General features: G+C 60.5%; 21 protein-coding genes. 9 read left to right on the forward strand and 12 right to left on the reverse strand.

Annotated features, from left to right (window positions below; all coding sequences use genetic code 11):
* Positions 1-691 (reverse strand): argininosuccinate lyase (locus tag VNZ65_RS00615; protein ID WP_325665038.1); only part of this gene is annotated, 691 nt, incomplete at its 3' end.
* A gap of 17 nt (positions 692-708) precedes the next feature.
* Here VNZ65_RS00615 and VNZ65_RS00620 point away from each other — a divergent pair.
* Entirely contained in the window at positions 709-1,263 is a 555-nt protein-coding gene (locus VNZ65_RS00620) for a TlpA disulfide reductase family protein (RefSeq protein WP_325665040.1), read from the forward strand.
* Positions 1,264-1,366: 103 nt separating this feature from the next.
* Here VNZ65_RS00620 and VNZ65_RS00625 read toward each other — a convergent pair whose 3' ends face one another.
* From VNZ65_RS00625 to VNZ65_RS00640, 4 genes are all read right to left on the reverse strand, one after another.
* On the reverse strand, positions 1,367-2,242 hold the full coding sequence (locus VNZ65_RS00625; protein ID WP_325665042.1) for a 3-hydroxybutyryl-CoA dehydrogenase: 876 nt from the start codon (positions 2,240-2,242) through the stop codon (positions 1,367-1,369).
* An 11-nt stretch (positions 2,243-2,253) separates the two neighbouring features.
* Entirely contained in the window at positions 2,254-3,198 is a 945-nt protein-coding gene (locus VNZ65_RS00630; RefSeq protein ID WP_325665044.1) for an electron transfer flavoprotein subunit alpha/FixB family protein, read from the reverse strand.
* 90 nt (positions 3,199-3,288) lie between these two features.
* Positions 3,289-4,041 carry an electron transfer flavoprotein subunit beta/FixA family protein gene (locus tag VNZ65_RS00635; RefSeq protein ID WP_325665046.1) on the reverse strand — a complete coding sequence of 251 codons (753 nt, stop codon included), beginning with the start codon at positions 4,039-4,041 and terminating at the stop codon, positions 3,289-3,291.
* Positions 4,042-4,434: 393 nt separating this feature from the next.
* Positions 4,435-4,662, reverse strand: coding sequence for a sulfurtransferase TusA family protein (locus VNZ65_RS00640; protein WP_038491550.1), 228 nt, complete (start codon positions 4,660-4,662; stop codon positions 4,435-4,437).
* Positions 4,663-4,926: 264 nt separating this feature from the next.
* Between VNZ65_RS00640 and VNZ65_RS00645 the strand changes: the two genes are divergently transcribed.
* Entirely contained in the window at positions 4,927-6,276 is a 1,350-nt protein-coding gene (locus VNZ65_RS00645) for a hypothetical protein (RefSeq protein WP_325665050.1), read from the forward strand.
* 11 nt (positions 6,277-6,287) lie between these two features.
* Here the strand turns inward: VNZ65_RS00645 and VNZ65_RS00650 are convergent, their stop codons facing one another.
* From VNZ65_RS00650 to ugpQ, 6 genes are all read right to left on the reverse strand, one after another.
* Entirely contained in the window at positions 6,288-7,877 is a 1,590-nt protein-coding gene (locus VNZ65_RS00650; RefSeq protein WP_325665052.1) for a rhomboid family intramembrane serine protease, read from the reverse strand.
* A 90-nt stretch (positions 7,878-7,967) separates the two neighbouring features.
* A complete protein-coding gene (locus VNZ65_RS00655; protein WP_325665054.1) occupies positions 7,968-8,522 on the reverse strand; it encodes an NUDIX domain-containing protein in 555 nt (184 codons plus the stop codon).
* Between the two features lie 121 nt (positions 8,523-8,643).
* Positions 8,644-11,268 (reverse strand): alanine--tRNA ligase, encoded by a 2,625-nt coding sequence (gene alaS / locus VNZ65_RS00660; RefSeq protein WP_325665056.1) that lies wholly within the window; start codon positions 11,266-11,268, stop codon positions 8,644-8,646.
* Between the two features lie 259 nt (positions 11,269-11,527).
* Positions 11,528-11,791, reverse strand: a complete 264-nt coding sequence (locus VNZ65_RS00665; protein WP_325665058.1) for a hypothetical protein — start codon at positions 11,789-11,791, stop codon at positions 11,528-11,530.
* Between the two features lie 29 nt (positions 11,792-11,820).
* A complete protein-coding gene (locus VNZ65_RS00670; RefSeq protein WP_325665060.1) occupies positions 11,821-12,408 on the reverse strand; it encodes a hypothetical protein in 588 nt (195 codons plus the stop codon).
* 157 nt (positions 12,409-12,565) lie between these two features.
* The gene (ugpQ, locus tag VNZ65_RS00675; RefSeq protein WP_325665062.1) at positions 12,566-13,342 is read right to left on the reverse strand and encodes a glycerophosphodiester phosphodiesterase; all 777 of its coding nucleotides are present in this window, start codon (positions 13,340-13,342) and stop codon (positions 12,566-12,568) included.
* 228 nt (positions 13,343-13,570) lie between these two features.
* Between ugpQ and VNZ65_RS00680 the strand changes: the two genes are divergently transcribed.
* The 6 genes from VNZ65_RS00680 to VNZ65_RS00705 all read left to right on the forward strand — a co-directional run bounded on the left by VNZ65_RS00680 (position 13,571) and on the right by VNZ65_RS00705 (position 19,157).
* A complete protein-coding gene (locus tag VNZ65_RS00680; RefSeq protein ID WP_325665064.1) occupies positions 13,571-13,855 on the forward strand; it encodes a 2TM domain-containing protein in 285 nt (94 codons plus the stop codon).
* Entirely contained in the window at positions 13,852-14,967 is a 1,116-nt protein-coding gene (locus tag VNZ65_RS00685) for a sensor histidine kinase (protein WP_325665066.1), read from the forward strand. Before VNZ65_RS00680 ends, VNZ65_RS00685 begins: the two co-directional genes overlap by 4 nt.
* Positions 14,964-15,758, forward strand: coding sequence for a LytTR family DNA-binding domain-containing protein (locus tag VNZ65_RS00690; protein ID WP_325665068.1), 795 nt, complete (start codon positions 14,964-14,966; stop codon positions 15,756-15,758). Before VNZ65_RS00685 ends, VNZ65_RS00690 begins: the two co-directional genes overlap by 4 nt.
* A gap of 182 nt (positions 15,759-15,940) precedes the next feature.
* The gene (locus VNZ65_RS00695; RefSeq protein WP_325665070.1) at positions 15,941-17,716 is read left to right on the forward strand and encodes a glutamine--tRNA ligase/YqeY domain fusion protein; all 1,776 of its coding nucleotides are present in this window, start codon (positions 15,941-15,943) and stop codon (positions 17,714-17,716) included.
* A 193-nt stretch (positions 17,717-17,909) separates the two neighbouring features.
* Positions 17,910-18,554 (forward strand): DUF4429 domain-containing protein, encoded by a 645-nt coding sequence (locus VNZ65_RS00700; protein ID WP_325665072.1) that lies wholly within the window; start codon positions 17,910-17,912, stop codon positions 18,552-18,554.
* A gap of 93 nt (positions 18,555-18,647) precedes the next feature.
* Positions 18,648-19,157, forward strand: a complete 510-nt coding sequence (locus VNZ65_RS00705) for a DUF1993 domain-containing protein (RefSeq protein WP_325665074.1) — start codon at positions 18,648-18,650, stop codon at positions 19,155-19,157.
* An 86-nt stretch (positions 19,158-19,243) separates the two neighbouring features.
* On the opposite strand, the gene VNZ65_RS00710 is transcribed toward VNZ65_RS00705, so the two are convergent.
* Positions 19,244-20,158 (reverse strand): LysR family transcriptional regulator, encoded by a 915-nt coding sequence (locus VNZ65_RS00710; RefSeq protein WP_325665076.1) that lies wholly within the window; start codon positions 20,156-20,158, stop codon positions 19,244-19,246.
* Between the two features lie 138 nt (positions 20,159-20,296).
* Here VNZ65_RS00710 and VNZ65_RS00715 point away from each other — a divergent pair, with 138 nt between their 5' ends.
* Entirely contained in the window at positions 20,297-21,556 is a 1,260-nt protein-coding gene (locus VNZ65_RS00715) for an MFS transporter (protein ID WP_325665078.1), read from the forward strand.
* Positions 21,557-21,784 lie beyond the last annotated feature (228 nt).

Here is a 21,784-nt window from a genome sequence, read left to right on the forward strand (position 1 = left end):
TTGCATCCATGGAATTGCGCATCGGGCGGGCAAATCCCAGGCTGTGGGAGGTCGCGTCGCGATCGATGGGAAAAGACGTGCCGGCCAACGCCGCGGCGCCCAAGGGCGATTCATTCAGCCGCTTCCTGGTGTCCTCGAACCGTCCACGGTCGCGGCCGAACATCTCGACATAGGCGAGCAGATGATGGCCGAAGGTTACCGGCTGGGCCACCTGCATATGGGTGAAGCCCGGCATGATGGTCTCGACATGTTTCTCGGCCTGTGCGAGCAGCGCGCGCTGCAAGGCAAGCAGACCGGAATCGGCGTGCTCGCAGGCCGCGCGTACCCACAGCCTAAAATCGGTGACCACTTGGTCGTTGCGCGACCGTGCCGTGTGCAGCCGTCCGGCAGGCGGCCCGATCAGCTCGGCCAGCCGGGCCTCGATATTGAGATGAATGTCCTCCAGTTCGCGCTTGAAGACGAATTTGCCTTCGGCGATCTCTTTCTCGATGGCGGTCAGACCATCCAGGATGGCCTGGCCGTCGTCCTTGGAAATGATCCCCTCATTGGCCAGCATGCGGCAATGGGCGCGCGAACCCGCCAGATCTTCGGCCGCGAGGCGCTTGTCGAAATCGATCGAGGGGGTAATCTCCCTCATGATGGCGGCGGGGCCGGAGTCAAACCGTCCGCCCCACATTTTGTTCGTGCTCATTGTCTCATCCGGGTGTCATGACCAAGAAAATCATCATCTGCTTGGCCGCAGGTCTCGCCCTGGTAATGGGCGTTCTATATGGGAAAGGGCTGCTTTCTGTCCATCAGGGGTTGGAGCCGCCGGCTTCGCTGTCGGCTCTGGTGCTGGAAAAGACCCCAAAAACCGCCCCGGATGTGCATTTCATCGATGGCCAGGGCAACCGCCATGCGCTCCAGGCATTCCAGGGCCGCTATGTGCTCGTCAATCTCTGGGCCACCTGGTGCGCGCCCTGCGTCAGCGAGCTGCCGTCCCTGGCCCGGCTGTCGCGCTTCGCGCCGGGGCTGAAGGTGGTGGCGGTTAACACGGACACGACAAAGGTGGACGCCGCCGGATTCCTCAAGAGCCACGATGCCGGCGCCCTGCCGGTCTATCTGGATTCGGACCGGATGATGTTGCGGAGCTTTGTGGTGCCGGGCCTGCCCGCGACCATTTTGATCGGCCCTGACGGCAAGGTTGTGGCGCGGGCGGAGGGGCCTGCCGACTGGGGGTCGCCCGAGGCGATCCAGTATTTCAAACGCATCACGGGAACCTAGCGCCGATCTTTTGGGTCGTGGGTTCGTCGGCCGTGCTCACCTACTCTGGGTACGCTCCGCGCGCCCTCCTGCCCACGCCCCATAATCTCTGGCTACTGATGGATTAGCGCGTGGGGACGGGATGTTCGCCGCGGTAATCGTAGAAACCGCGGCCGGTCTTGCGGCCGAGCCATCCTGCCTCCACATACTTCACCAGCAGCGGGCAGGGGCGATATTTGGAATCCGCCAAGCCTTCATAAAGCACCTGCATCACACTGAGGCAGGTATCCAGCCCGATAAAGTCGGCCAATTGCAGCGGCCCCATGGGATGATTGGCGCCAAGCCGCATGGCGGTATCGATCGCGTCCACATTGCCCACGCCTTCATAAAGCGTATAGACCGCCTCGTTGATCATCGGCAGCAGGATGCGGTTGACGATGAAGGCCGGGAAATCCTCGGCATAGGCCGCGGTCTTGCCCACGCGCTTGACGATCTCCAGCGCGGTTTGGAAGGTGGTGTCGTTGGTGGCGATGCCGCGGATCACTTCCACCAGCTGCATCACGGGCACCGGATTCATGAAATGCAGGCCGATGAAATTCTCCGGACGATCGGTAGAGGCCGCCAGCCGCGTCACGGAAATGCTCGAAGTGTTGGTCGCGATCAGCGCCTTGGGCGAAATGCGCTGACATAGGTCCTGGAAAATCTTTTTCTTGACAACTTCATCTTCCGTCGCGGCTTCCATCACCAGGTCGCGGTCCCTGAGATCATCAAGTGTCTGGGTGGTGCGGATACGTGCCAAAGCCGGCTTGATCTGTTCTTCCTTGATGATGCCCTTGTGCGCCTGGCGCTGCATGTTCTTCTCGATCAGGCCCACGGCTTTGGCCAGCGCTTCCTTGTTGATGTCATCCAGCACCACGTCATAGCCGGCCAGCGCCAGCACATGCGCAATGCCGTTGCCCATCTGGCCCGCCCCGATTACGCCGATCTTTTCAACAGCCATGTCGTTTGCCTTTAGTTGTAGCCGCGCTTGGCGAGTTCTTCGTCCAGCTCCGGGAGAATCTTGAACAGGTCGCCCACCAGTCCGTAATCAGCCACCTGGAAAATCGGCGCTTCTTCATCCTTGTTGATGGCGACGATGACCTTGGAATCCTTCATCCCGGCCAGATGCTGGATCGCGCCGGAAATGCCGACGGCGATGTACAGCTGCGGGGCGACGATCTTGCCGGTCTGGCCGACCTGCCAGTCGTTCGGCACGAAGCCGGCGTCGACCGCGGCGCGCGAGGCGCCCATCGCTGCGTTGAGCTTGTCGGCCAGCGGCTCGAGGATCTTGAAATTCTCCGCCGAACCCATGCCGCGGCCGCCGGAAACGATGATCTTGGCAGCGGTCAGTTCAGGACGGTCCGACTTCGCCAGCTCGCGCGATACAAATGCCGACTTGCCGAAGTCGGCAGCGGCGGCGATGTTTTCCACGGCAGCGGAACCGCCGCTTGCAGCAGCGTCGAAACCGGTGGTGCGGACCGTGATGACTTTCACTGCATCGCTCGATTGCACGGTGGCGATGGCATTGCCGGCATAGATCGGGCGCTCGAAAGTGTCAGGACTGTCGACCTTGGTGATTTCGGAAATCTGGCCGACGTCCAGCTTGGCGGCAACACGCGGCAAGATGTTCTTGCCGTAGGCGGTAGCCGGCGCCAGGATGTGGCTGTAGGCCGCAGCCAGGGCCAGCACCTGGGCGGCGACGTTTTCCGCCAGGCCATCGGCAAAATAAGCCGCATCGGCGACCAATACCTTGCTGACGCCGGCCAGCTGGGCTGCGGCTTGCGCGGCCGCGCCGCAATTGCTGCCGGCGACCAGTACATGGACCTCGCCGCCGCATTGGCTGGCGGCGGTAACGGTGTTGAGAGTGCTGCCTTTTAACGAGGCATTACCGTGTTCGGCGATGACTAAGGCTGTCATGGGGGCTCCTGATTTTGTTGACGCGCGCCTGCATTCTTGCGGCGCTGCGCCTGGTTCTTGGTGAATGGCCGGTAAGTGCGTCTGCCGCGCTTACAGTACCTTGGCTTCGTTCTTCAGCTTGGCGACCAGCGTGGCAACGTCAGGCACTTTGATGCCGGCGCTGCGCTTGGCAGGCTCCACCACTTTCAGCGTCTTCAGGCGCGGCGCCACGTCGACACCGAGATCGGCCGGCTTGAACACGTCCAGGGTTTTCTTCTTGGCTTTCATGATGTTCGGCAGCGTCACATAGCGCGGCTCGTTCAGGCGCAGGTCGGTGGTGACGATCGCCGGCAGCGTCAGGGCGATGGTTTCCAGGCCGCCGTCGACTTCACGCGTCACGGTCACCTTGCCGTCTTCCAGCACGACCTTGGAGGCGAAAGTGGCTTGCGGCCAGCCCAGCAGCGCGGCCAGCATCTGGCCGGTCTGGTTGCAATCGTCGTCGATCGCCTGCTTGCCGAGGATGATCAGTTGCGGCTGCTCCTTGTCGGCCACGGCCTTCAGCAGCTTCGCCACCGCCAGCGGTTGCAGGTCGGTGTCGGCAGTATCGACCAGGATGCCGCGGTCGGCGCCGATCGCCATCGCGGTGCGCAGGGTTTCCTGGCATTGCGCGACGCCGCAGGAAACCGCGATCACTTCAGTGACCTTGCCGCCTTCTTTCAGACGCGTGGCTTCTTCCACCGCGATTTCGTCAAACGGATTCATCGACATCTTGACGTTGGCAATATCTACACCGCTGCCGTCCGACTTGACCCGCACCTTGACGTTGTAGTCGACGACACGCTTGACTGGTACTAATACTTTCATCGTTATGCCTTTTATTTGAAATAAAAAAATCTGAACCTGAATTGGCGCGGGTTGGAGCGGATTGCCGCGGCGAACGTAAGGTTAACGTTTACGTAAATCTCAATTGGGAATTATAAGAGAGAATTCGATCCGACGCTGAAATTTAGCACGATCGTTCTATTAAATCTTAGAGCAAATCGCCTAATCGCACACAGATCTTGTAAAACCGCTCACGTTCCATGCAATGTACGTCTTGGAAAATTGGCGTTCAGACCGGAACCGGCAGAGGGAAAATCAAGACAGGAGGAGAAAATCGAGCTACAACTCAGACAGGGGGCGGCCTACAGGACGCAGGGCATTCATTCAAACGATAGGCACAGGGAAAGACAAGCGCAGGTTCAGCTATCCGGCCGCTTACTTGCGCTTCATGAAGAAAATGAACTCCCGGTTTTCTTCACTCTGCTCCAGCAGATCGTTGCCGGTCTGTTTCGCGAATGCCTGGAAATCGCGCACCGAACCGGAATCGGTAGCCAGCACACGCAGCACTTCGCCACTCAGCATGTCCGCCAACGCCTTCTTGGTTTTCAAAATCGGCAGTGGGCAATGCAAGCCGCGGGCGTCGAGTTCTTTATTAAATTCCATAACCACTTCGTAATGTAAAAATTTTTAACATTTATTGCTATTCGCTGATTCTACTCCAAACGATGGCGCGTTTGACGCGTCGCAACATGCCATCAATCATTTTTACAACAGCATGGCGAATAGTAAATATGTCTTTAATACAATCTTTCCAGGCATCTACATGCTAATATTCAATTGATAAGTATCGCACTGTAACAAACACAATAACAAGCACAGTCGCCGGGCCCACAGCCCGGCCTGATGACAAATTCCGGGGAACTCATCATGCGGGACAGCCATAGCGAAAAGCCTTTCAGCAACATCACACCGTTCTGGCAGCGCTTGCCCCAGTTCTTTCTGTATCCGCTGCAAGGCCAGCTGATCTGGCACCCGGCGGTCTACGCCCTGATCGGCACCGGCCTGTGGCTGCTCGGCAGTCATGACGAGGACGGCGGCTTCTCTCCTTTTATCCTGACCATTGCGATCCTGGTCGGCATCGGCTTTGCCATCGACCTGACGCGCCAGGCATTCCGTATCCTGGAACAAACCTCACTCGGCAATTTGCGCTGCGCCGATTTCGACGAGGCCGACGATGTGCACAAGATGTCGCCCTACAAGCTGCTGCTGATCATGATCGTGCAAGGCTTCTTCGTCGGCGTCCTGGCCTCCATCCATCCCATGCTGGGACTGTTGGCAACCGCTATCGCCAATCTGATGCTGCCGGCCAGCATCATGGTGCTCGGCTATACCCACAGCTTTACCGACGCCATCAATCCGGTCAGGGTTTTCAAGATGATCAAGGCTTGCGGCTGGCCGTATCTGGCGCTGTGGGTCTTCGGTTTCATACTAAGCCAATGCGCGCCGATTGTCATCATGCTGTTTGTCGGAAAATTGCCGTTGACCGTGCTAATTACACTGGCCATTTTCGCCAGCGCTTACTTCACCTTGGTCGGCTTCAATCTGATGGGCTATACGATGTACCAATACCATCATGAAATCGGCTATTCGCCGGACCGCGATTTTGAAATCAATGCGCTTGCCAGCAGCCGCAACAATCGCCCCCTGAGCGACGACGACATCCTGGCGCAGCAGGTCGGCGCGCTGATTCGCGACGGCAATATCGACCTGGCGATGGAAATGATCTGGGAAGAACTGCGCTACGACCAGTTCAATCCGCAGCTATCGGCCCACTACGCCAAGCTGCTGCTGTTAAAGGGCGACAAGGCCAAGCAGCTCGAATATGCGCCGCGCCATCTGTTCACCCTGGCGCGTGCGGGGAAAGCCGGCCGTATCGGCGAAGCCTGGCAGCAGGCGCGCCGGCTCGATCCCGCATTCAAGATCGAGAATCCCGATCATGTACTGGAAATTGCCGCGGCTGCCGCCAGCGTGCGCGAATATCAGATCTCGCTTGAAATCGTCTCGGGCTTCCACAAGCGCGCGCCGCGCCACAAGGATGTGCCGGCGGCGCTGGTGCTGGCCGGCAAATTGCTGTCCGACCATCTGCGCCAGGATGCGCGCGCCTTGACGCTGTTCAATCACGTCATCGCGCAGTGGCCGGACAGCCCGGCCGCTACTGAAGCGCAGCAATACAAGAAGGTGATCGAAGCCATGACCCAGAGCTCGCAACCGGCCTGAGGCACAGCTTCTCAGTAACGGTTGCCGGGACTGGCAACCCAGCGGCTCTCTTCGCTCAGGGGAAACTGCTGCAGCAATAGCTGCTGATAGTGCTGCGCCTGATCGTGCCTGCCCGCCGTCATGAAGCCGCGGGCGATAAACTGTATCAGTTGCGGCAGCTGCTGGTGCTGGCGCGCGGTGACCAGCAGGATCTGCAGGATGGCGGCGGCGGTTTGCGGCTGGCCATTCATGGCGAAGCGGCGGGCGACCGCCAGCGACTGCTCATTGCTGAGCAGCGGCCGCGGCTCCGCGCTGGCGACATAGTCGAGATAGACCTGATGAATTTTTTGTTCGTCGAAGCGGCCTTTCGGCAAGCTCAGCAGCATCTGCGCGCTTTTGTGGAAGGCCGGCCCGGACGGCGCGCCCTTCGATAAATTGAACAGCTGCAGCAGCCAGTCCGGCTGCGGCGTCTTCTGCTGCGCCAGCGTCTTGCTGACCAGGCTGCCGAAATCGCGCCGGGCGCGCTCGAAATCGAGCCGCGCCAGGGCGGCATAAGCGCTCTGCTGCAGACTGCGCAGCAGCTTGTCGTCGTCGCCGTTGGAGACATAGCTGGCATGCGCCTGCGCCAGCTTGCCGCGCGCCAGCAAGCGGTAAATCAAAGCCAGCAAGGCGCCGCCCAGCAAGCCGCCGATGTGGGCGTAGTAATTGGTGTTCGACGGCTGGCCGAACAGCAGGTCGAAGGCTTCCTTGCCGACCCAGATCGGCAACATGATCAGCGCCGGCGCCTTGAAGAAATCGAAGTAAAACAGAAACCAGTAAAAGAAGCGGATCTTGCGCAGGCCGTACAGCACGGTGTACATGCCCATGACGCCGGAAATCGCGCCCGATGCGCCGAGCGACAAGGCCGTGCTGTCGCCTTCGAACAGCAGGTAGAACGCTGCCGACAGCAAACCGGCCAGCAGGTAAAACAGCAGGTACCAGCCGCCGCCCAGCAGGATTTCCACCGCGTAGCCGACCATCGCCAGGAACACCATGTTGCCCAGCACATGCTCGACGCTGCCATGCAGGAACATATGGGTCAGCAAGGTGACCGGCCGTTCGCCGGCCTGCGCCGGAATCAGCGCATAGCGCTCGGTGAAGCTGCGGCTGCGGATAGTCAGATAATGTTCGCGCTGCTCTTTCCACTCCGCCAGGTCGTCGGCATCGATGGTGCCCAGCAGCGGCGGCTTGGGCTGCTGCATCAAGGCGCCAAATTTGCCGTCGGCATCGAGCACATGCCAGCGTTCAATCAGGGACTGGTAGTCATCCAGGGAAGTCTTTTTGCCGTCGCGCGCCGCCGCCAGTTCGCTGCGCGCCCGTATCTGGCGCCAGCGTTCCAGCCCCTTGCGCATGGCCGCACCCGCCTCCGGCTTGTTCTGGTTTTCCAGGAAACGGGCATAGGCCAGGAATTCGAATTCCGGCAGGCGCGACTCGGCCAGGTAATACTCTGCAGCCGGCTCCATATGGCTGCGTTCGCCCCATTGGATGCCGAAGTAGATCAGCAGGTTGACCAGCACCAGCAGGATCGTGACCAGCGGCGGACGCCTCCAGTCTGGCTTACGGTCTACCGGGATGATCAGCATGGCGGCTCAGGAGCGGGATAAAATTTCGATAGCGTGATTTTACCCAGTCATTGCCGTGTGGCAGCGTTATTTTTTACGCATCAGACCGCTTCATGCCTTCAAGGCCGGCTCGGCTGGCGCCGTCTGCAGCAACGGCCGCTCGACGTATTCCACCGCCAGGCCCTGGCCGCGCATCCAGTCGGCCACGGCATGGCCGGTGCCGGCGCGCCACGGACGCAGCTGAGCCGGTTCCAGCAGCCGGTATTCCAGCAACTCGGGCGACAGCCGGATAGTGCCGGAGGCCATGACGTGATAGGCGATGATCAATTCGTTCTTGCGGATGAATTCGTAGACGCCGACCAGGCTGATCTGCTGCGCGTCGAGGTTGGTTTCTTCCTTGAGTTCGCGTGCAACGCCCTGCTCCGGCGTTTCATCGCGCTCCATGAAACCGGTGATCAGCGCAAACATGCCTTCCTGCCACGCGGCATTGCGCGCCAGCAGGATCTTGCCGTCGATCTCGACGATCGCGGCCAGCACCGGCAGCGGATTATCCCAGTGCGTCCAGTGTCCCTCGGGGCATGCCAGGCGCAGTTTGCCGCCTTCGTCTTCATCGGCGCGCTGGATCAGCGAGGCGGCGCACACCGGACAGAACTTGAATTCGCTCATGATGGTTTTATTGGTTGCAGACAGAATGAAAAAAGCGGGAAGAATCAATCCGCGATACTACTGCGATTTGATGCTTCCCGCTTTGCCGGCTCGCTTTCGGGGCCGCTGATTCAGACCAGACCTATGCCCGTTCGCCGACCCAGGCCGCGACGCCTTGCAAGGCAGCGGCCAGGCCGCTCGGATCGGTGCCGCCGGCTTGCGCCATGTCGGGACGGCCGCCGCCCTTGCCGCCGACCTGCTGGGCAACGAAGTTGACCAGCTCGCCGGCCTTGACCTTGGCGGTGGCGTCGGCAGTGACGCCGGCGATCAGGCTGACCTTGCCGTCCTTGACCGCCGCCAGCACGATGGCCGCGGTTTTCAGCTTGTCTTTCAGCTTGTCCATGGTCTCGCGCAGGGTGGCGCTATCGGCGCCTTCCAGTGTCGCTGCCAGCACCTTGATGCCGTTGACGTCAACCGCCTGCAACACCAGCTCATCGCCTTGGTTGGCCGCCAGCTTCGACTTCAGGCTGCTCAGCTCTTTTTCCAGCGCCTTGACGTGATCCTGCACCTGCGCGATGCGCTGAGTCAGTTCTTCCGGTTGCGCTTTCAATGCCGCGGCAGCTTCGTTAACGCGGTTGCTCAGACTCTGCACCAGCGCCAGGCCGGCTTCGCCGGTCACCGCTTCAATACGGCGGATGCCGGCGGCAACGCCGCCTTCGCCGACGATCTTGAACAAGCCGATATCGCCGGTGCGGCTGACGTGCGTGCCGCCGCACAGTTCGCGCGAAGTACCGATAGACAACACCCGCACTTCATCGCCGTATTTCTCGCCAAACAAGGCCATGGCGCCGGCGCCGACAGCATCGTCGAACGACATCAGCTTGGCTTCGGTAGCGACGTTGGCGAGGATTTCGCGGTTGACGATTTCTTCGATACGGCGGATCTCATCGGCGCTGACCGGGGCGTTGTGACTGAAGTCGAAACGCGTCTTGTCGGCATCGACCAGCGAGCCCTTTTGCGCAACATGCGCGCCCAGCACTTCACGCAATGCCTTGTGCATCAGGTGGGTGGCCGAGTGATTGCGGATGGTGCGGTTGCGTACCGCGGTGTCGACCTTGGCGTTGACTTTATCGCCCACTGCCAGCGCGCCGCTGCGCAGATTGCCATGGTGGCCAAAGACTTCTGCCTGGATTTTCAATGTATCGGCTACTTCAAACAGCGCGCCGGCAGCTTCCAGCACGCCGCAATCGCCTACCTGGCCGCCCGACTCCGCATAGAACGGCGTGGTGTCGAGCACCACGATGGCGTCCTGGCCGGCTTCGATTTTCTGTACCGCGCTGCCATCCACATACAAGGCCAGCACTTTGGCTTCGTGCGCCAGCTCGTCATAGCCGACGAAACGGGTCTTGTCGCCGCTGTATTCGACTGCCGCAGCCATCTTGAACTTGCCTGCCGCGCGCGCGGTCGATTTCTGCCGCTCCATCGCCGTGGCAAAACCGGCTTCGTCCAGCTCGACTTCGCGTTCGCGGCAGATATCCGCAGTCAGATCCAGCGGGAAGCCGAAGGTGTCGTACAGGGTGAAGGCAGTTTCGCCGTCCAGTTTCTTCGGATTCTTGGCCAGTGCCGTTTCCAGGATCTTCATGCCGTGTTCCAGCGTTTCGCCGAAACGTTCTTCTTCCTGTTTCAGGACTTGCTCGACGCGCTCGGCGGCTTCCGGCAGCTCGGGATAAGCTGCGCCCATTTCCAGCACCAGGTCCTTGACCAGCTTGTAGAAGAACGGCTTGGTCTGGCCCAGCTTGTGGCCGTGGCGCAGCGCGCGGCGGATGATGCGGCGCAGCACGTAGCCGCGGTCTTCGTTGCCCGGAATCACGCCGTCGACCACCAGGAAAGAACAGGCGCGGATGTGATCAGCGATAACCTTCAGCGAATTGTTTTCCAGGTCGCTGATATGGGTTTCGCGCGCAGCGGCCTTGATCAGGCGCTGGAACAGGTCGATTTCATAATTGCTGTGCACATGTTGCAGCACGGCGGCCAGGCGCTCCAGGCCCATGCCGGTATCGACGCATTGCTTAGGCAGCGGCGTCAGGGTGGCGACGCCGGTCTTCGGATCGATCTGGCGGTCGAACTGCATGAACACGTTGTTCCAGATTTCGATGTAGCGGTCGCCGTCCTGTTCCGGGCTGCCCGGAGGACCGCCCCAGACGTCAGGACCGTGGTCGTAGAAAATCTCGGAGCAAGGGCCGCACGGACCGGTATCGGCCATCTGCCAGAAATTGTCCGATGCGTAAGGCGCGCCCTTGTTGTCGCCGATGCGCACGATGCGTTCTTTCGGCAGGCCGATCACCTTGTGCCAGATATCGTAGGCTTCGTCGTCGGTTTCATACACCGTGGCCCACAGTTTATCGGCCGGCAGGCCGTACACCTTGGTCAGCAGCTCCCAGGCCCAGACCAGCGAGTCATGCTTGAAGTAGTCGCCGAACGACCAGTTGCCCAGCATTTCGAAAAAAGTGTGGTGGCGTGCGGTATAGCCGACATTTTCCAGGTCGTTGTGCTTGCCGCCGGCGCGCAGGCAGCGCTGCACCGAAGTAGCACGCACGTAGTTGCGCTTTTCGGTGCCCAGGAACACGTCCTTGAACTGCACCATGCCGGAGTTGGTAAACAGCAGGGTCGGATCGTTGCCGGGCACCAGGCTGGAGGAGCGCACGATGGTGTGCCCCTTGGATTCAAAGAATTTGAGAAACTTTTCGCGGATTTCGGCTGAGTTCATGTTCTTGGGCAAAAAATGAAACGGAATAAGGGCAATCGACATACCGCAACGCAAAAAACCGGGTCCGGCCCATACGGCGTTGCTAAATAGGTACTTTTGCAAACCTTCGATTATACGTGATACCTGCCGCACGATTCAGCAGGAGGCGCATGAAAAAAGCCCACCGGGATCGCTCCCGACGGGCTTTTAATGATATCAGGTAAGGAATTCAGTAAAATCCGGCCCGAATCCGGCCCTGTATCAGCCTTGCTGCACGCTATTAAGCGCCTTTGTTGACTGGTGTAGCTGTGATAGCGTGGCTTTTCTTGTGGTGATGCTTTTTGTGCTTTTTCACTGCCTTGGCTGGCGCAGCTGCATCCGGAGCAGCGGCAGCAGGAGCGGCCATCGGTGCGGCAGGCGCAGGAGCCGGGGCTGGAGCAGCGGTTTGCGCCATGACTGGCAGAGCGAAAGCAGCGACGACTAAGGCAGCCAGCAATTTATTGATCTTCATTTGGAAATCCTTTTCAGTGAGGTAAAAGTACACAAATGTGTTGCACTAAAGATAACACATGATCAGCCATTCGTCTTGTCACGATGAATACGGCTTGAAACTCGGTTCTGCACTCGATTAACGCGGGCCTGTTCATTTGCGTTGACATGACCGTTGCGGGCAACCCGCGCTTCGCTGCGGTCGACATGTGCCTCGCCGCGCTGCAGGCTGCCGACCTGGCGTTTGTCCAGGCTGCCGGACTTGATGCCGTTCTCGATGCGCTGTTCCTGGTTGGCGTTGCGCTGTACGTCCGCCTGCATGCGCTGGCTGGAGACCGAGTTGGGATTACCGACCGCGCCGTTATGCTTGTCGGCGCTGATATCCTGGCTGACCTTGTTCTGCATCCCCTGGATGCGGGCTTTTTCCGCCGGGCTCAGATTGCCGTTCTTGAGCGCATTGGCTTCGGTACGGTCGACCTTGGCTTCCTGATGTTCCAGCTGGCCGGCTTCGCGGGTGGTCAGCTGGCCGGACTGCAGGCCGCTTTCAATCCGGTTCTGCTGGTTGACGTCGCGCTGTGTTTCGCTGGCGGTGCTCTGGGCAAAAACCGGCGCTGCCAGCAAAGTGGCCACGAGCGCGGTCAGCAGGAAGGAAATTGATCTTGTGGTTTTCATGGTAATCCTTTCGGTTAGGCTGGTCGGGCTGATGAGCAGCTTGCTCATGTGACCTTCAACGCTAGCCGTCGCCATACGCCGACAAGGGACTTGTAAGCCATGTAACGAATCGTAAAACCAGGTAGCCCTGTAGGGTGGGCACGCCTTTGTGCCCACCCTACGCAAAATCGGCGGCGATCAGATCGATACGGTCAGTACAAAAACCGTCCACGCCCCAGTCCAGTATTTCCGTCGCCCGCTCCGGCTTATTCACGGTATAGCAAAACAGACCATAGCCGGCCTGCTTGACCGCCTGCACCTGCATCGGCGACAGGTATTTGTGGTTGGTGTGCAGCGCCACCGCATCCAGCTGTTCCAGCCGCTGCCGCCAGTCGTCTTCGATGGCGTCGCTCAGGAAACCGCGCGGAATATCGGGCGCGGCGACCTGGGCCGCGCGCAGCGCATCAAATGAAAATGAGGAGAACAAGGGCAAGGCCGGATCCGGCCAGGTGCCCTGGTCGGCCGCCACGTGCACCGCCAGCTCGGCTTCGAAGACTTGCTCGGTGACCTGCGCCACGATGCGCCCGGTTTCTATTTCAAAGCCTTCGGCCGGCTTGATTTCCACATTCATCCAGATGGCGTTCTGGCGGCAAAAATCCAGCACCTGGCGATAGGTGCAGATGCGCTCGCCGGCAAACTGCGGTCCCAGCCAGCTGCCGGCATCCATCGCCGTCAGCTGATCGGCATTGAAATCGGCAACCTTGCCGACGCCGCGCACAGTGCGGCCGAACACAGGATCGTGCATCAGGATCGGCACGCCGTCACGCGACAGCATGACGTCGAACTCGACCGCATGGAAGCCATGCTCCAGGCCGCAGCGCATGGCTGCGATGGTGTTTTCCGGCGCCAGCGTACCGCCGCCACGATGCGCGACTATTTTAGGATAAGGCCACATGAATCGTCTCTTTCTATCTAATAAACAAGAATGACAGGCGTGTTTTGCATGCTTTTTTGCTGCCAGCCGGTCGTGATTAGTCTCATTCTTAATGGATTTAAGTATTTTGGCAATCGGCGACTGCCGGCGGCGACTCGCGCCACGCAATCCCGCTTTCGTCGCATTCCGCTTTTTGGCGATCAAGAGCGAGCCCAGAATAGCCTCATTCCCACTCCAGCGAGAACTGCCATGAACGATGCCAACCCAAGCTTGCAGGACGCCCGCCGCCAGGTCGAACGGAAAATCGGCTTTTACCTGCACCTGGCGGCATATTTGATTGTAAACAGTGGCCTGTTGCTGCTGAATTTCTTGCATAATCCCGGTCACCCCTGGGCGCTGGGACCGATCCTGGGCTGGGGCATCGGTTTGCTGTTTCACGGCGTTGCCGTATTCCTCAAGGACCCAGGCGCGCAGTGGAAGCAGCGCATGATAGAACGAGAACTAGAAAAACATAAACCCACACCCCCACCATGAAACCAGCTCCACAGACAGTCTTGCCGCTCACCGCCGAACCGCTGGCGCGGCGTCTGCTGCGCACCCTGTATTTCAACCTCGCCATCGACGTCATGTGCGCCGTGATCGTGACTTACGTGATGCGCATCAGCGACCAGTTCCTGCCCAACCTGGTGTTTTCGCTGTGCATCGGCCTGACGGCGATGGTGCTGATAGAAGCCGGCCGCTCCCTGGTCTGGCGCAACGCTACGCCGCCCAAAGTACATTTCCTGGCTTACATACTGGTGGCGGCAAGCATCGCCCAATACCTCGGCATCCGCCTGGCCGGCAAGCTGCTCGGATTGTCCGCAGACAATTTCTCTTCTATGTATATGAATATAAATGGCCTCGGCCTGATTATCCTGACCGTTTCGGTCTGCGTCGGCGCTACCCTGTTTTTCTGGAATCTCAGCACGCTCGCTGAACTGCGTAACCAGGCTGCCATCGAAAGAGCACGCGCCACGGCCGTCGAGAAACAAGCCTTGCAGGCGCAACTGCAGATGCTGCAGGCGCAGATTGAACCGCACATGCTGTTCAATACGCTGGCCACCTTGCAAAGCCTGATTGCGCTGGATGCGCCGCGGGCGCAGCAGATGCTGGACCAGCTGATCCAGTTCCTGCGCGCTTCGCTGTCTTCCTCGCGCATCGAGCACACCACGCTGGCGCAGGAATTCAGCCTGATGGAAGCCTACCTGGAACTGATGTCGCTGCGCATGGGCAGCCGCCTCAGCTTCGATCTGCAACTGCCGGCCGCCTTGCGCGATACCGTGATTGCGCCGATGCTGCTGCAGCCCTTGGTGGAAAACGCCATCAAGCACGGCCTGGAACCGAAGATCGAAGGCGGCCGCATCGAAGTCAGCGCCAGCCGCCAGGGCCAGCTGCTGCTGCTTGACGTCAGCGACACCGGCCTCGGGCTGGCAGCCGGTTTTGCCGACATCGGGCAGCAAGCCCCCGCCAGCCAAGGCAGCCATATCGGCCTCAGCAATATCCACGAACGGCTGCAGGCGCTATACGGTTCTCGCGCCAGCCTGAGCGTCAAACCCAATCTGCCGCATGGCGTCATCGCCCAACTCCAACTCCCTGTCCTGTCATGACTACACCATCCAATCTGCGCGCCCTGATAGCCGAAGACGAACCGATCCTGGCAGCCGCCCTGCTGCAAGCCTTGCAGCGGCTGTGGCCGGAACTGCAGGTCATCGCCAGCGTCGACAACGGCCAGGCGGTGGTAGAGCAAACCCTGAAGCAGCGTCCCGACATCCTGTTCCTGGACATCAAGATGCCCGGCAAGAGCGGCCTGGAAGCGGCCCAGGAACTGGCGGAGGAATGGCCGGAGAACGAAGCGTTTCCACTGATCGTGTTTGTCACCGCCTACGATGAATATGCGATCTCCGCCTTCGAACATGCCGCCGCCGATTACGTGCTGAAACCGATCAGCGATGCGCGCCTGGGCAAGACCATAGTCCGCCTGCAGGAGCGCCTGCAGCAAAACAGCGACGGCGATGCCGCGCTGGAGCGCCTGATCGGCCAGTTGCACAATATGCAAGCGCGCAGCAGCGCCGAGCCGCTGACCATGATACGCGCCGCGGTCGGCAACCAGATCCGCATGATCCCGATCAATGATGTGATCTATTTCGAGGCCAGCGACAAATACATCAATGTGGTCACCGCCGACAGCGAATCGCTGATCCGCACCAGCCTCAAGGAATTGCTGCCGCAGATCGACAGCCGCCAGTTCTGGCAGGTGCACCGCGGGACCATCGTCAATCACCTATGCATCCAGATGGCGATACGCGACGAAAGCGGCAAGCTGTCGCTGAAACTGCGCGGCCGCAGCGAAAGCCTGGCGGTGAGCCGGGTATTCGCCCATCTTTTCAAACAGATGTAAGGAGCGCGCGGCCGGCGCCGGCGCCAATGTTGTTTTTGGCAACAAAAGAGCATCCGGCACCGTCCTTTTATCGCTCTCCTGATCGCAGTGCAACAAAATCCCGCAGGTGACGCCTGCAAAGCGCCACGCTACGGTAAAATGAGTCATCACCTCATTCTGCAAAGCGTATAAATAAATCTTCCATGAGCACAGACCACACCAACGGCCACACCCCACCTGCACCAGCCTCGTCCAATTTCTTGCGCGGCATCATCGAAACCGATTTGACGGCTGGCGCCTATGCCGGCCGCCAGGACAGCCAGGGTCAGCCGTTGCCGCAAGTGGTCACGCGTTTTCCGCCGGAGCCTAACGGCTACCTGCACATCGGTCACGCCAAGTCGATCTGCGTCAACTTCGGCCTGGCGCGCGATTACGCCGGCCGTTGCCATCTGCGCTTCGACGACACCAATCCGGAAAAAGAAGAGCAGGAATACGTCGACACCATCATCGACAGCGTGCGCTGGCTCGGCTTCGACTGGAAAGACGGCAGCGGCGAGCATCTGTACTTCGCCAGCAACTATTTCGACAAGCTGTATGAAATGGCGGAGTACCTGATCACTGCCGGCCTGGCCTATGTCGACAGCCAGAGCGCCGAGGAAATGGCCGCCAACCGCGGCAATTTCGGCGAAGTCGGCAAGGATTCGCCGTTCCGTAACCGCTCTGCGGCCGAGTCGCTGGACTTGTTCCGCCGCATGAAAGCGGGCGAGTTCAAGGATGGCGAGCACATCGTGCGCGCCAAGATCGACATGGCGTCGCCCAACATGAACCTGCGCGACCCGGCCATCTACCGCATCCGCCACGCCCACCATCACCGTACCGGCGACAAGTGGTGCATCTATCCGATGTACGACTACACGCACCCGATTTCCGATGCGCTGGAAAACATTTCGCACTCGGTCTGCACCCTGGAATTCCAGGATCACCGGCCGTTCTACGACTGGATCCTGGAACACCTGAGCAGCGCCGGTTTCCTGCAAAAGCCGGTGCCGCACCAGTACGAATTCTCGCGCCTCAACGTCACCTATGTGATCACCAGCAAGCGCAAGCTGCGCCAGCTGGTGGACGAAGGCATCGTCGACGGCTGGGACGACCCGCGCATGCCAACCCTGGTAGGCATCCGTCGGCGCGGCTTCACGCCGGAATCGCTGCAACTGTTTTGCGAGCGCACCGGCGTCACCAAATCGGACGGCTGGATCGACATGAGCTCGCTCGAAGGCGCGCTGCGCGAAGACCTCGACCCGAAAGCGCCGCGCGCCTCGGCAGTGCTGCGGCCGCTGAAGCTGATCATCGACAATTTCCCGGAAGGCGAAACCGTGGCCTGCAATGCGCCGGTCTATCCGCCTGCGCATCCGGAACATGCTACCGCGCTGCGTCATTTTCCTATCAGCAAGACGTTGTGGATAGAGCAGGAAGATTTCATGGAAACGCCAGTAAAAGGCTATTTCCGCCTGTTCCCGCCGACCGCCGACAAGCCGGGCAGCCGGGTCCGCCTGCGCCACGGCTTCGTGGTTGAGTGCACCGGCTTCGACAAAGATGCCGATGGCAAGGTCACGGCAGTACATTGCACCTATTTCCCTGACAGCAAGAGCGGCACCGAAGGCAGCGCCAACTACAAGGTCAAGGGCAACATCCACTGGATCAGCGTCGCCCATGCGCTGGAGGCCGAAGTGCGGCTGTACGACCGCCTGTTCACCGATCCGCATCCGGATGCCGGCGGCAAGGACTTCAAGGCCGCCCTCAATCCGGACGCCAAGGAAGTGATCACCGCCTACCTCGAGCCTGGCCTGAAGGATGCCAAGCCGGAAGAGCGCTATCAGTTCGAACGGCACGGCTATTTCATCGCCGACCGCATCGATTCGCAGCCAGGCAAGCCGGTATTCAACCGGACCGTGACCCTGAAAGACGGCTGGAGCAAGTAAAAGCCGCCAGGAAATTTCCACACAGAAACAAACAAAGACGCCACGCCGTAAATTCGGTCTGGCGTCTTTATTCATTTTGCGGCCGGTGTTACATTAACTGACTATAAGTATCAGCGTTATGTGCTGAGATGACGCCAAATAGACAGTAAATACAGGGTAAGCAGACGTGGGGCTAGCGGTTATACAGGTAGAGATGCAAGTACGGGGCGTTAACGGCCAGGTAACGCTACTCAGTGACCGGATCCAGATCAAGCGCGCGGGCGCCATGGCCCGCCTGACGCAGGCCCGCAATGGCGGCAAGGACATCTTGCTCAGCGAGCTGAGCGGGGTCCGCATCCAGCTGCCCAACCTCCTCAGCAACGGCTATATCCGCTTTTTCCTGGTCAATGGCGAGGCGGTCGACGCCAGCCTGATCCGCGCCGCCAGCGATGCCAACACGATATTGTTCAGCAGCCGGCAACTTTCCCGTTTCACTCTGCTCAAGAGCGCGATTGAAAAAAAGATCGCGGCCGGCCAGCCTGCGCCCATACTGCTGTTGCCCGCACCTGCGCTTCCTGAAACCGTAGTCCCGGAACCTGTCATCGCAGCGCCTGCAGTTCCTGAACCTGAAATGCCTGAACCCGCAATTGTTGCATCAGCAACGCTTGAACCTGTTATCGCAGCGTCGGCCGTTACTACGCCTGTGATCGCGGCGCCTGCGGCCGTCCCGCCGGTACTCCCCGCAGGACGGCCGCCGGTCGATTTCGACCAGCTGGACCGGATAGCGGAACAATACAAGCAAGGACTGATTTCGCGCGCCGAATGGGTCGCCACCAAACGCAAACTGCTTGGTCTTTAGGCAATTCGGCCGCGCTCAGCGGACTCGGCAGGCAAGCACTATAATCATGCACCTTTCCTCCCGCATTGCACGACCACCAACCAAGGAATACTCATGAGCATCTCCATGTACAGCACTTCCATTCCCGTCTTCAAGCAATTGCTGAACGCCCTTAGCGACGTCCTGGCAAAAGCCGAAGCGCACGTCACCGAAAAGAAGATCGATCCGAATGCGCTGCTGCAGGCACGCCTGTTCCCGGACATGTTCCCGCTGGTGCGCCAGGTGCAGATCGCCGCCGATTTCGCCAAGAGCGTGCCGGCACGCCTGGCCGGCGCTGAAGTCCCTTCCTATGAAGACAATGAGCAAAGCTTCGCCGACCTGCATGCCCGCATCCAGAAGACGCTGGCCTTCATCGACGGCCTGTCGGCAGAAAAAATCGACGCCAGCGAAGCATTGGAAATCGTCCTGCGCCCTGGCACGCCGAAAGAAAAGAAACTGAACGGCCAGACTTACCTGCTGGGCTATGGCTTGCCGCAATTCTTCTTCCACGTCACCACCGCCTATGACATCCTGCGCCACAACGGCGTGGAAATCGGCAAGCGCGATTTCATGGGCGCTTACTAAGCCGGTTCAGACAGGATTTTCTGTCGATGTGAAAAGCGACCCATACGGGTCGCTTTTTCTTTGGGGCCGACAGCTTTCCGTACGGCTCAGGGCAGCAAGCTCAGCTCCTCCTCCAGCATCGCGCTCATATCCAGCCGCAAGCGTTCGAGCGGCGCCGCCAGCCGGCCGGGTGCCCGGGCATGCAACAGCCAGGTATTCACGCCGCCCTTGAACTCGGGCACGTTCAGCACTTTCAGCTGATCGCGGAAAGCGCTGCGCGCCCAGGCGCCGGGCATGATCATGCCGATGCCGACGCCGCGCGCCACCAGCGACAGCTGCAGTTCAGTACCGAAGGTTTCCACCGCCACATCGATCGGCAAGCGCGCCGCATCCAGCGCATGCCGGATCGACCGGCGTATGCCGCAGCCATCCTGGTTCATCACCCAGGAATGCTGCGCCAGTTGCGCCAGCGACACGCTGCCTTTGCTGCACAACGAGGATGCCTTGCTGGCGACAATCAGGGGGATTTGATGCCCCAGCAGATGCGTCGTCAGCGTATTCGGCGGCATGACATCGTCCGGCAGCACTACGGCGGCGGCATCGATCGCATTGCTTTCCAACAGCGTCAGCAAGGCGGGCGACCAGCCGGTGGTGATACGCAAGGTCAACCTGGCGAATTCGCTGCGCAGGCAATCGATCGGATGCGTCAGCGCCAGCTCCGCCAAGAACGGCGCCACTCCCAGGCGGAATTCGCCGCTTGCCTGCGATCCCGGCTCTACCCCGGCGAGGAGATCGGCGACCGAACCCAGCACGCGCCGGCCGCGCTCGTAGACTTCCTTGCCGGCGGCAGTCGGCTTGAGCGGCTTCGACTGCCGTTCCAGCAGAGCCACTCCCAGGCGCTCTTCCAGGCTTTGGACGCGCCTGCTGATGCCGGGCTGGGTCAGATGCAGGCGGGCGGCGGCGGCAATGATCGAACCGGTCTCGACCACGGCCACGAATGCTTCGATGTCATGGGTATTCACAACAAACTCGCATAATAGTTATGACAATAATTCACTTGTAGCATAAAGATCGGTAATGCACAATCATTGCATCGAAACAATGCTGGCCAGGGATAGGACTCCGCCGCTCCCGCTGCCAGCCTCGCCGCATAAAATGCCATGAACGCACCGTTGCCTTCCAACACCGCCTATCCAGCCGCAAGCCCCGCCGCTCCAGCTGCCGCCGGCGACGGCATCTCAGCCGCGCTGCAGATGCTGTTTGCCGCCGCGGTCGGCATCACCGTGATCAACCTGTTCGCCACCCAGACCCTGATCGCCCCGATCGCAGCGGCGCTGGGACTCGACGCCCGCCTGAGCGGCATGGTCGCCATGCTGCCGCAGCTGGGCTACGCTGCCGGCCTGATCCTGCTGGTGCCGCTGGCCGACCTGCTGGAAAACCGCCGCCTGATCGTAAGCCTGCTGGCGTGCTGCGCACTGGCGCTGGCGGCGGCCACGGTGTCGATTTCCGGCTGGCTGTTCCTGCTGGCGATCTTCCTGGCCGGCAGCGCCTCCAGCGCGATCCAGATCATGGTGCCGCTGGCCGCCCTGATGGCCCCCGAAACCCACCGCGGCCGCGTGGTCGGCAATGTGATGAGCGGCCTGATGCTGGGCATCCTGCTGTCGCGGCCGCTGGCCAGCCTGCTGGTGGATCTCGGCGGCTGGCGCTTGCTGTATCTGGTATTGGCGCTGTCGGTGGCGCTGGTGGCGGCCACCCTGAGCCGCACGCTGCCGCGACGGCAGCCGGCGGCCGGCCTGTCTTACCTGGCTTTGATCAAATCCCTGTGGCAGTTGCTGCTGAGCCAGCCGGTGCTGCGCCGCAGGGCGCTGACCGCGGCGCTGGCGATGGCTACCTTCAGCCTGTTCTGGACCGCGGTCGCCCTGCTGCTGACGCAAGCACCCTTCCATCTGGATCAGCGCCATATCGCCCTGTTTGCGCTGGCCGGGGCCGCCGGCGCCATCGCCGCGCCGCTCGCCGGCCGCATCGGCGACCGCGGCTGGACCCGCCCTGCCGGCCATGCAGCGCATCTGACGATGATCGCAGCTCTGCTGCTGGCCGGAGTCGCCGGCTCTGGCTGGGGCGGCTTTACAGTGGCCGCGCATCCCTGGCTTGCGATCGCCATGCTGGTGCTGGCAGCGATCGGTCTGGATGCCGGCGTCACCACCGATCAGACCCTTGGCCGGCGCGCCATCAACCTGCTGCAGCCGGAAGCGCGCGGCAGATTGAATGGCTTGTTTGTCGGGATATTTTTCGTCGGCGGCGCACTAGGCGCGGCCAGCGCAGCGCTGGCCTGGGTCCATGGCGGCTGGACTGCGGTTTGCCTGCTGGGGATTGCTTACGCGGTGGCTACGCTGGTGATTGGCGTGCTGCAGAAACATTGAGCTGTGGGCATGCAGCGTGGACAAGTTATTGAGAGTCTCATGATCCATGACATCATCACAGAAAATGGACGGAGTCATGCGGGGCAGAGCACATTGATTGCGTTGTTTTCCAATCGCGAAGCATGCGCTCCGTAGCCCGCCAAGTGGGGTCAGAGTGAAGTTTCTGCAAAAAGCGCGCAGAAAGTTCACTCTGACCCCAGTTAGCTACATGTGTGAAGCGCGACGAAA

Origin of the sequence: Collimonas sp. (assembly GCF_035566555.1) — a bacterium.
Lineage (GTDB): Bacteria > Pseudomonadota > Gammaproteobacteria > Burkholderiales > Burkholderiaceae_D > Collimonas.

Bases quoted from the DNA above. Each gene is read 5' to 3' on its own strand.
- VNZ65_RS00620 (WP_325665040.1), top strand. From the start codon at position 709: ATGACCAAGAAAATCATCATCTGCTTGGCCGCAGGTCTCGCCCTGGTA.
- VNZ65_RS00625 (WP_325665042.1), bottom strand. From the start codon at position 2,242: ATGGCTGTTGAAAAGATCGGCGTAATCGGGGCGGGCCAGATGGGCAAC.
- VNZ65_RS00630 (WP_325665044.1), bottom strand. From the start codon at position 3,198: ATGACAGCCTTAGTCATCGCCGAACACGGTAATGCCTCGTTAAAAGGC.
- VNZ65_RS00635 (WP_325665046.1), bottom strand. From the start codon at position 4,041: ATGAAAGTATTAGTACCAGTCAAGCGTGTCGTCGACTACAACGTCAAG.
- VNZ65_RS00640 (WP_038491550.1), bottom strand. From the start codon at position 4,662: ATGGAATTTAATAAAGAACTCGACGCCCGCGGCTTGCATTGCCCACTG.
- VNZ65_RS00645 (WP_325665050.1), top strand. From the start codon at position 4,927: ATGCGGGACAGCCATAGCGAAAAGCCTTTCAGCAACATCACACCGTTC.
- VNZ65_RS00650 (WP_325665052.1), bottom strand. From the start codon at position 7,877: ATGCTGATCATCCCGGTAGACCGTAAGCCAGACTGGAGGCGTCCGCCG.
- VNZ65_RS00655 (WP_325665054.1), bottom strand. From the start codon at position 8,522: ATGAGCGAATTCAAGTTCTGTCCGGTGTGCGCCGCCTCGCTGATCCAG.
- alaS (WP_325665056.1), bottom strand. From the start codon at position 11,268: ATGAACTCAGCCGAAATCCGCGAAAAGTTTCTCAAATTCTTTGAATCC.
- VNZ65_RS00670 (WP_325665060.1), bottom strand. From the start codon at position 12,408: ATGAAAACCACAAGATCAATTTCCTTCCTGCTGACCGCGCTCGTGGCC.
- ugpQ (WP_325665062.1), bottom strand. From the start codon at position 13,342: ATGTGGCCTTATCCTAAAATAGTCGCGCATCGTGGCGGCGGTACGCTG.
- VNZ65_RS00680 (WP_325665064.1), top strand. From the start codon at position 13,571: ATGAACGATGCCAACCCAAGCTTGCAGGACGCCCGCCGCCAGGTCGAA.
- VNZ65_RS00685 (WP_325665066.1), top strand. From the start codon at position 13,852: ATGAAACCAGCTCCACAGACAGTCTTGCCGCTCACCGCCGAACCGCTG.
- VNZ65_RS00690 (WP_325665068.1), top strand. From the start codon at position 14,964: ATGACTACACCATCCAATCTGCGCGCCCTGATAGCCGAAGACGAACCG.
- VNZ65_RS00695 (WP_325665070.1), top strand. From the start codon at position 15,941: ATGAGCACAGACCACACCAACGGCCACACCCCACCTGCACCAGCCTCG.
- VNZ65_RS00700 (WP_325665072.1), top strand. From the start codon at position 17,910: ATGCAAGTACGGGGCGTTAACGGCCAGGTAACGCTACTCAGTGACCGG.
- VNZ65_RS00705 (WP_325665074.1), top strand. From the start codon at position 18,648: ATGAGCATCTCCATGTACAGCACTTCCATTCCCGTCTTCAAGCAATTG.
- VNZ65_RS00715 (WP_325665078.1), top strand. From the start codon at position 20,297: ATGAACGCACCGTTGCCTTCCAACACCGCCTATCCAGCCGCAAGCCCC.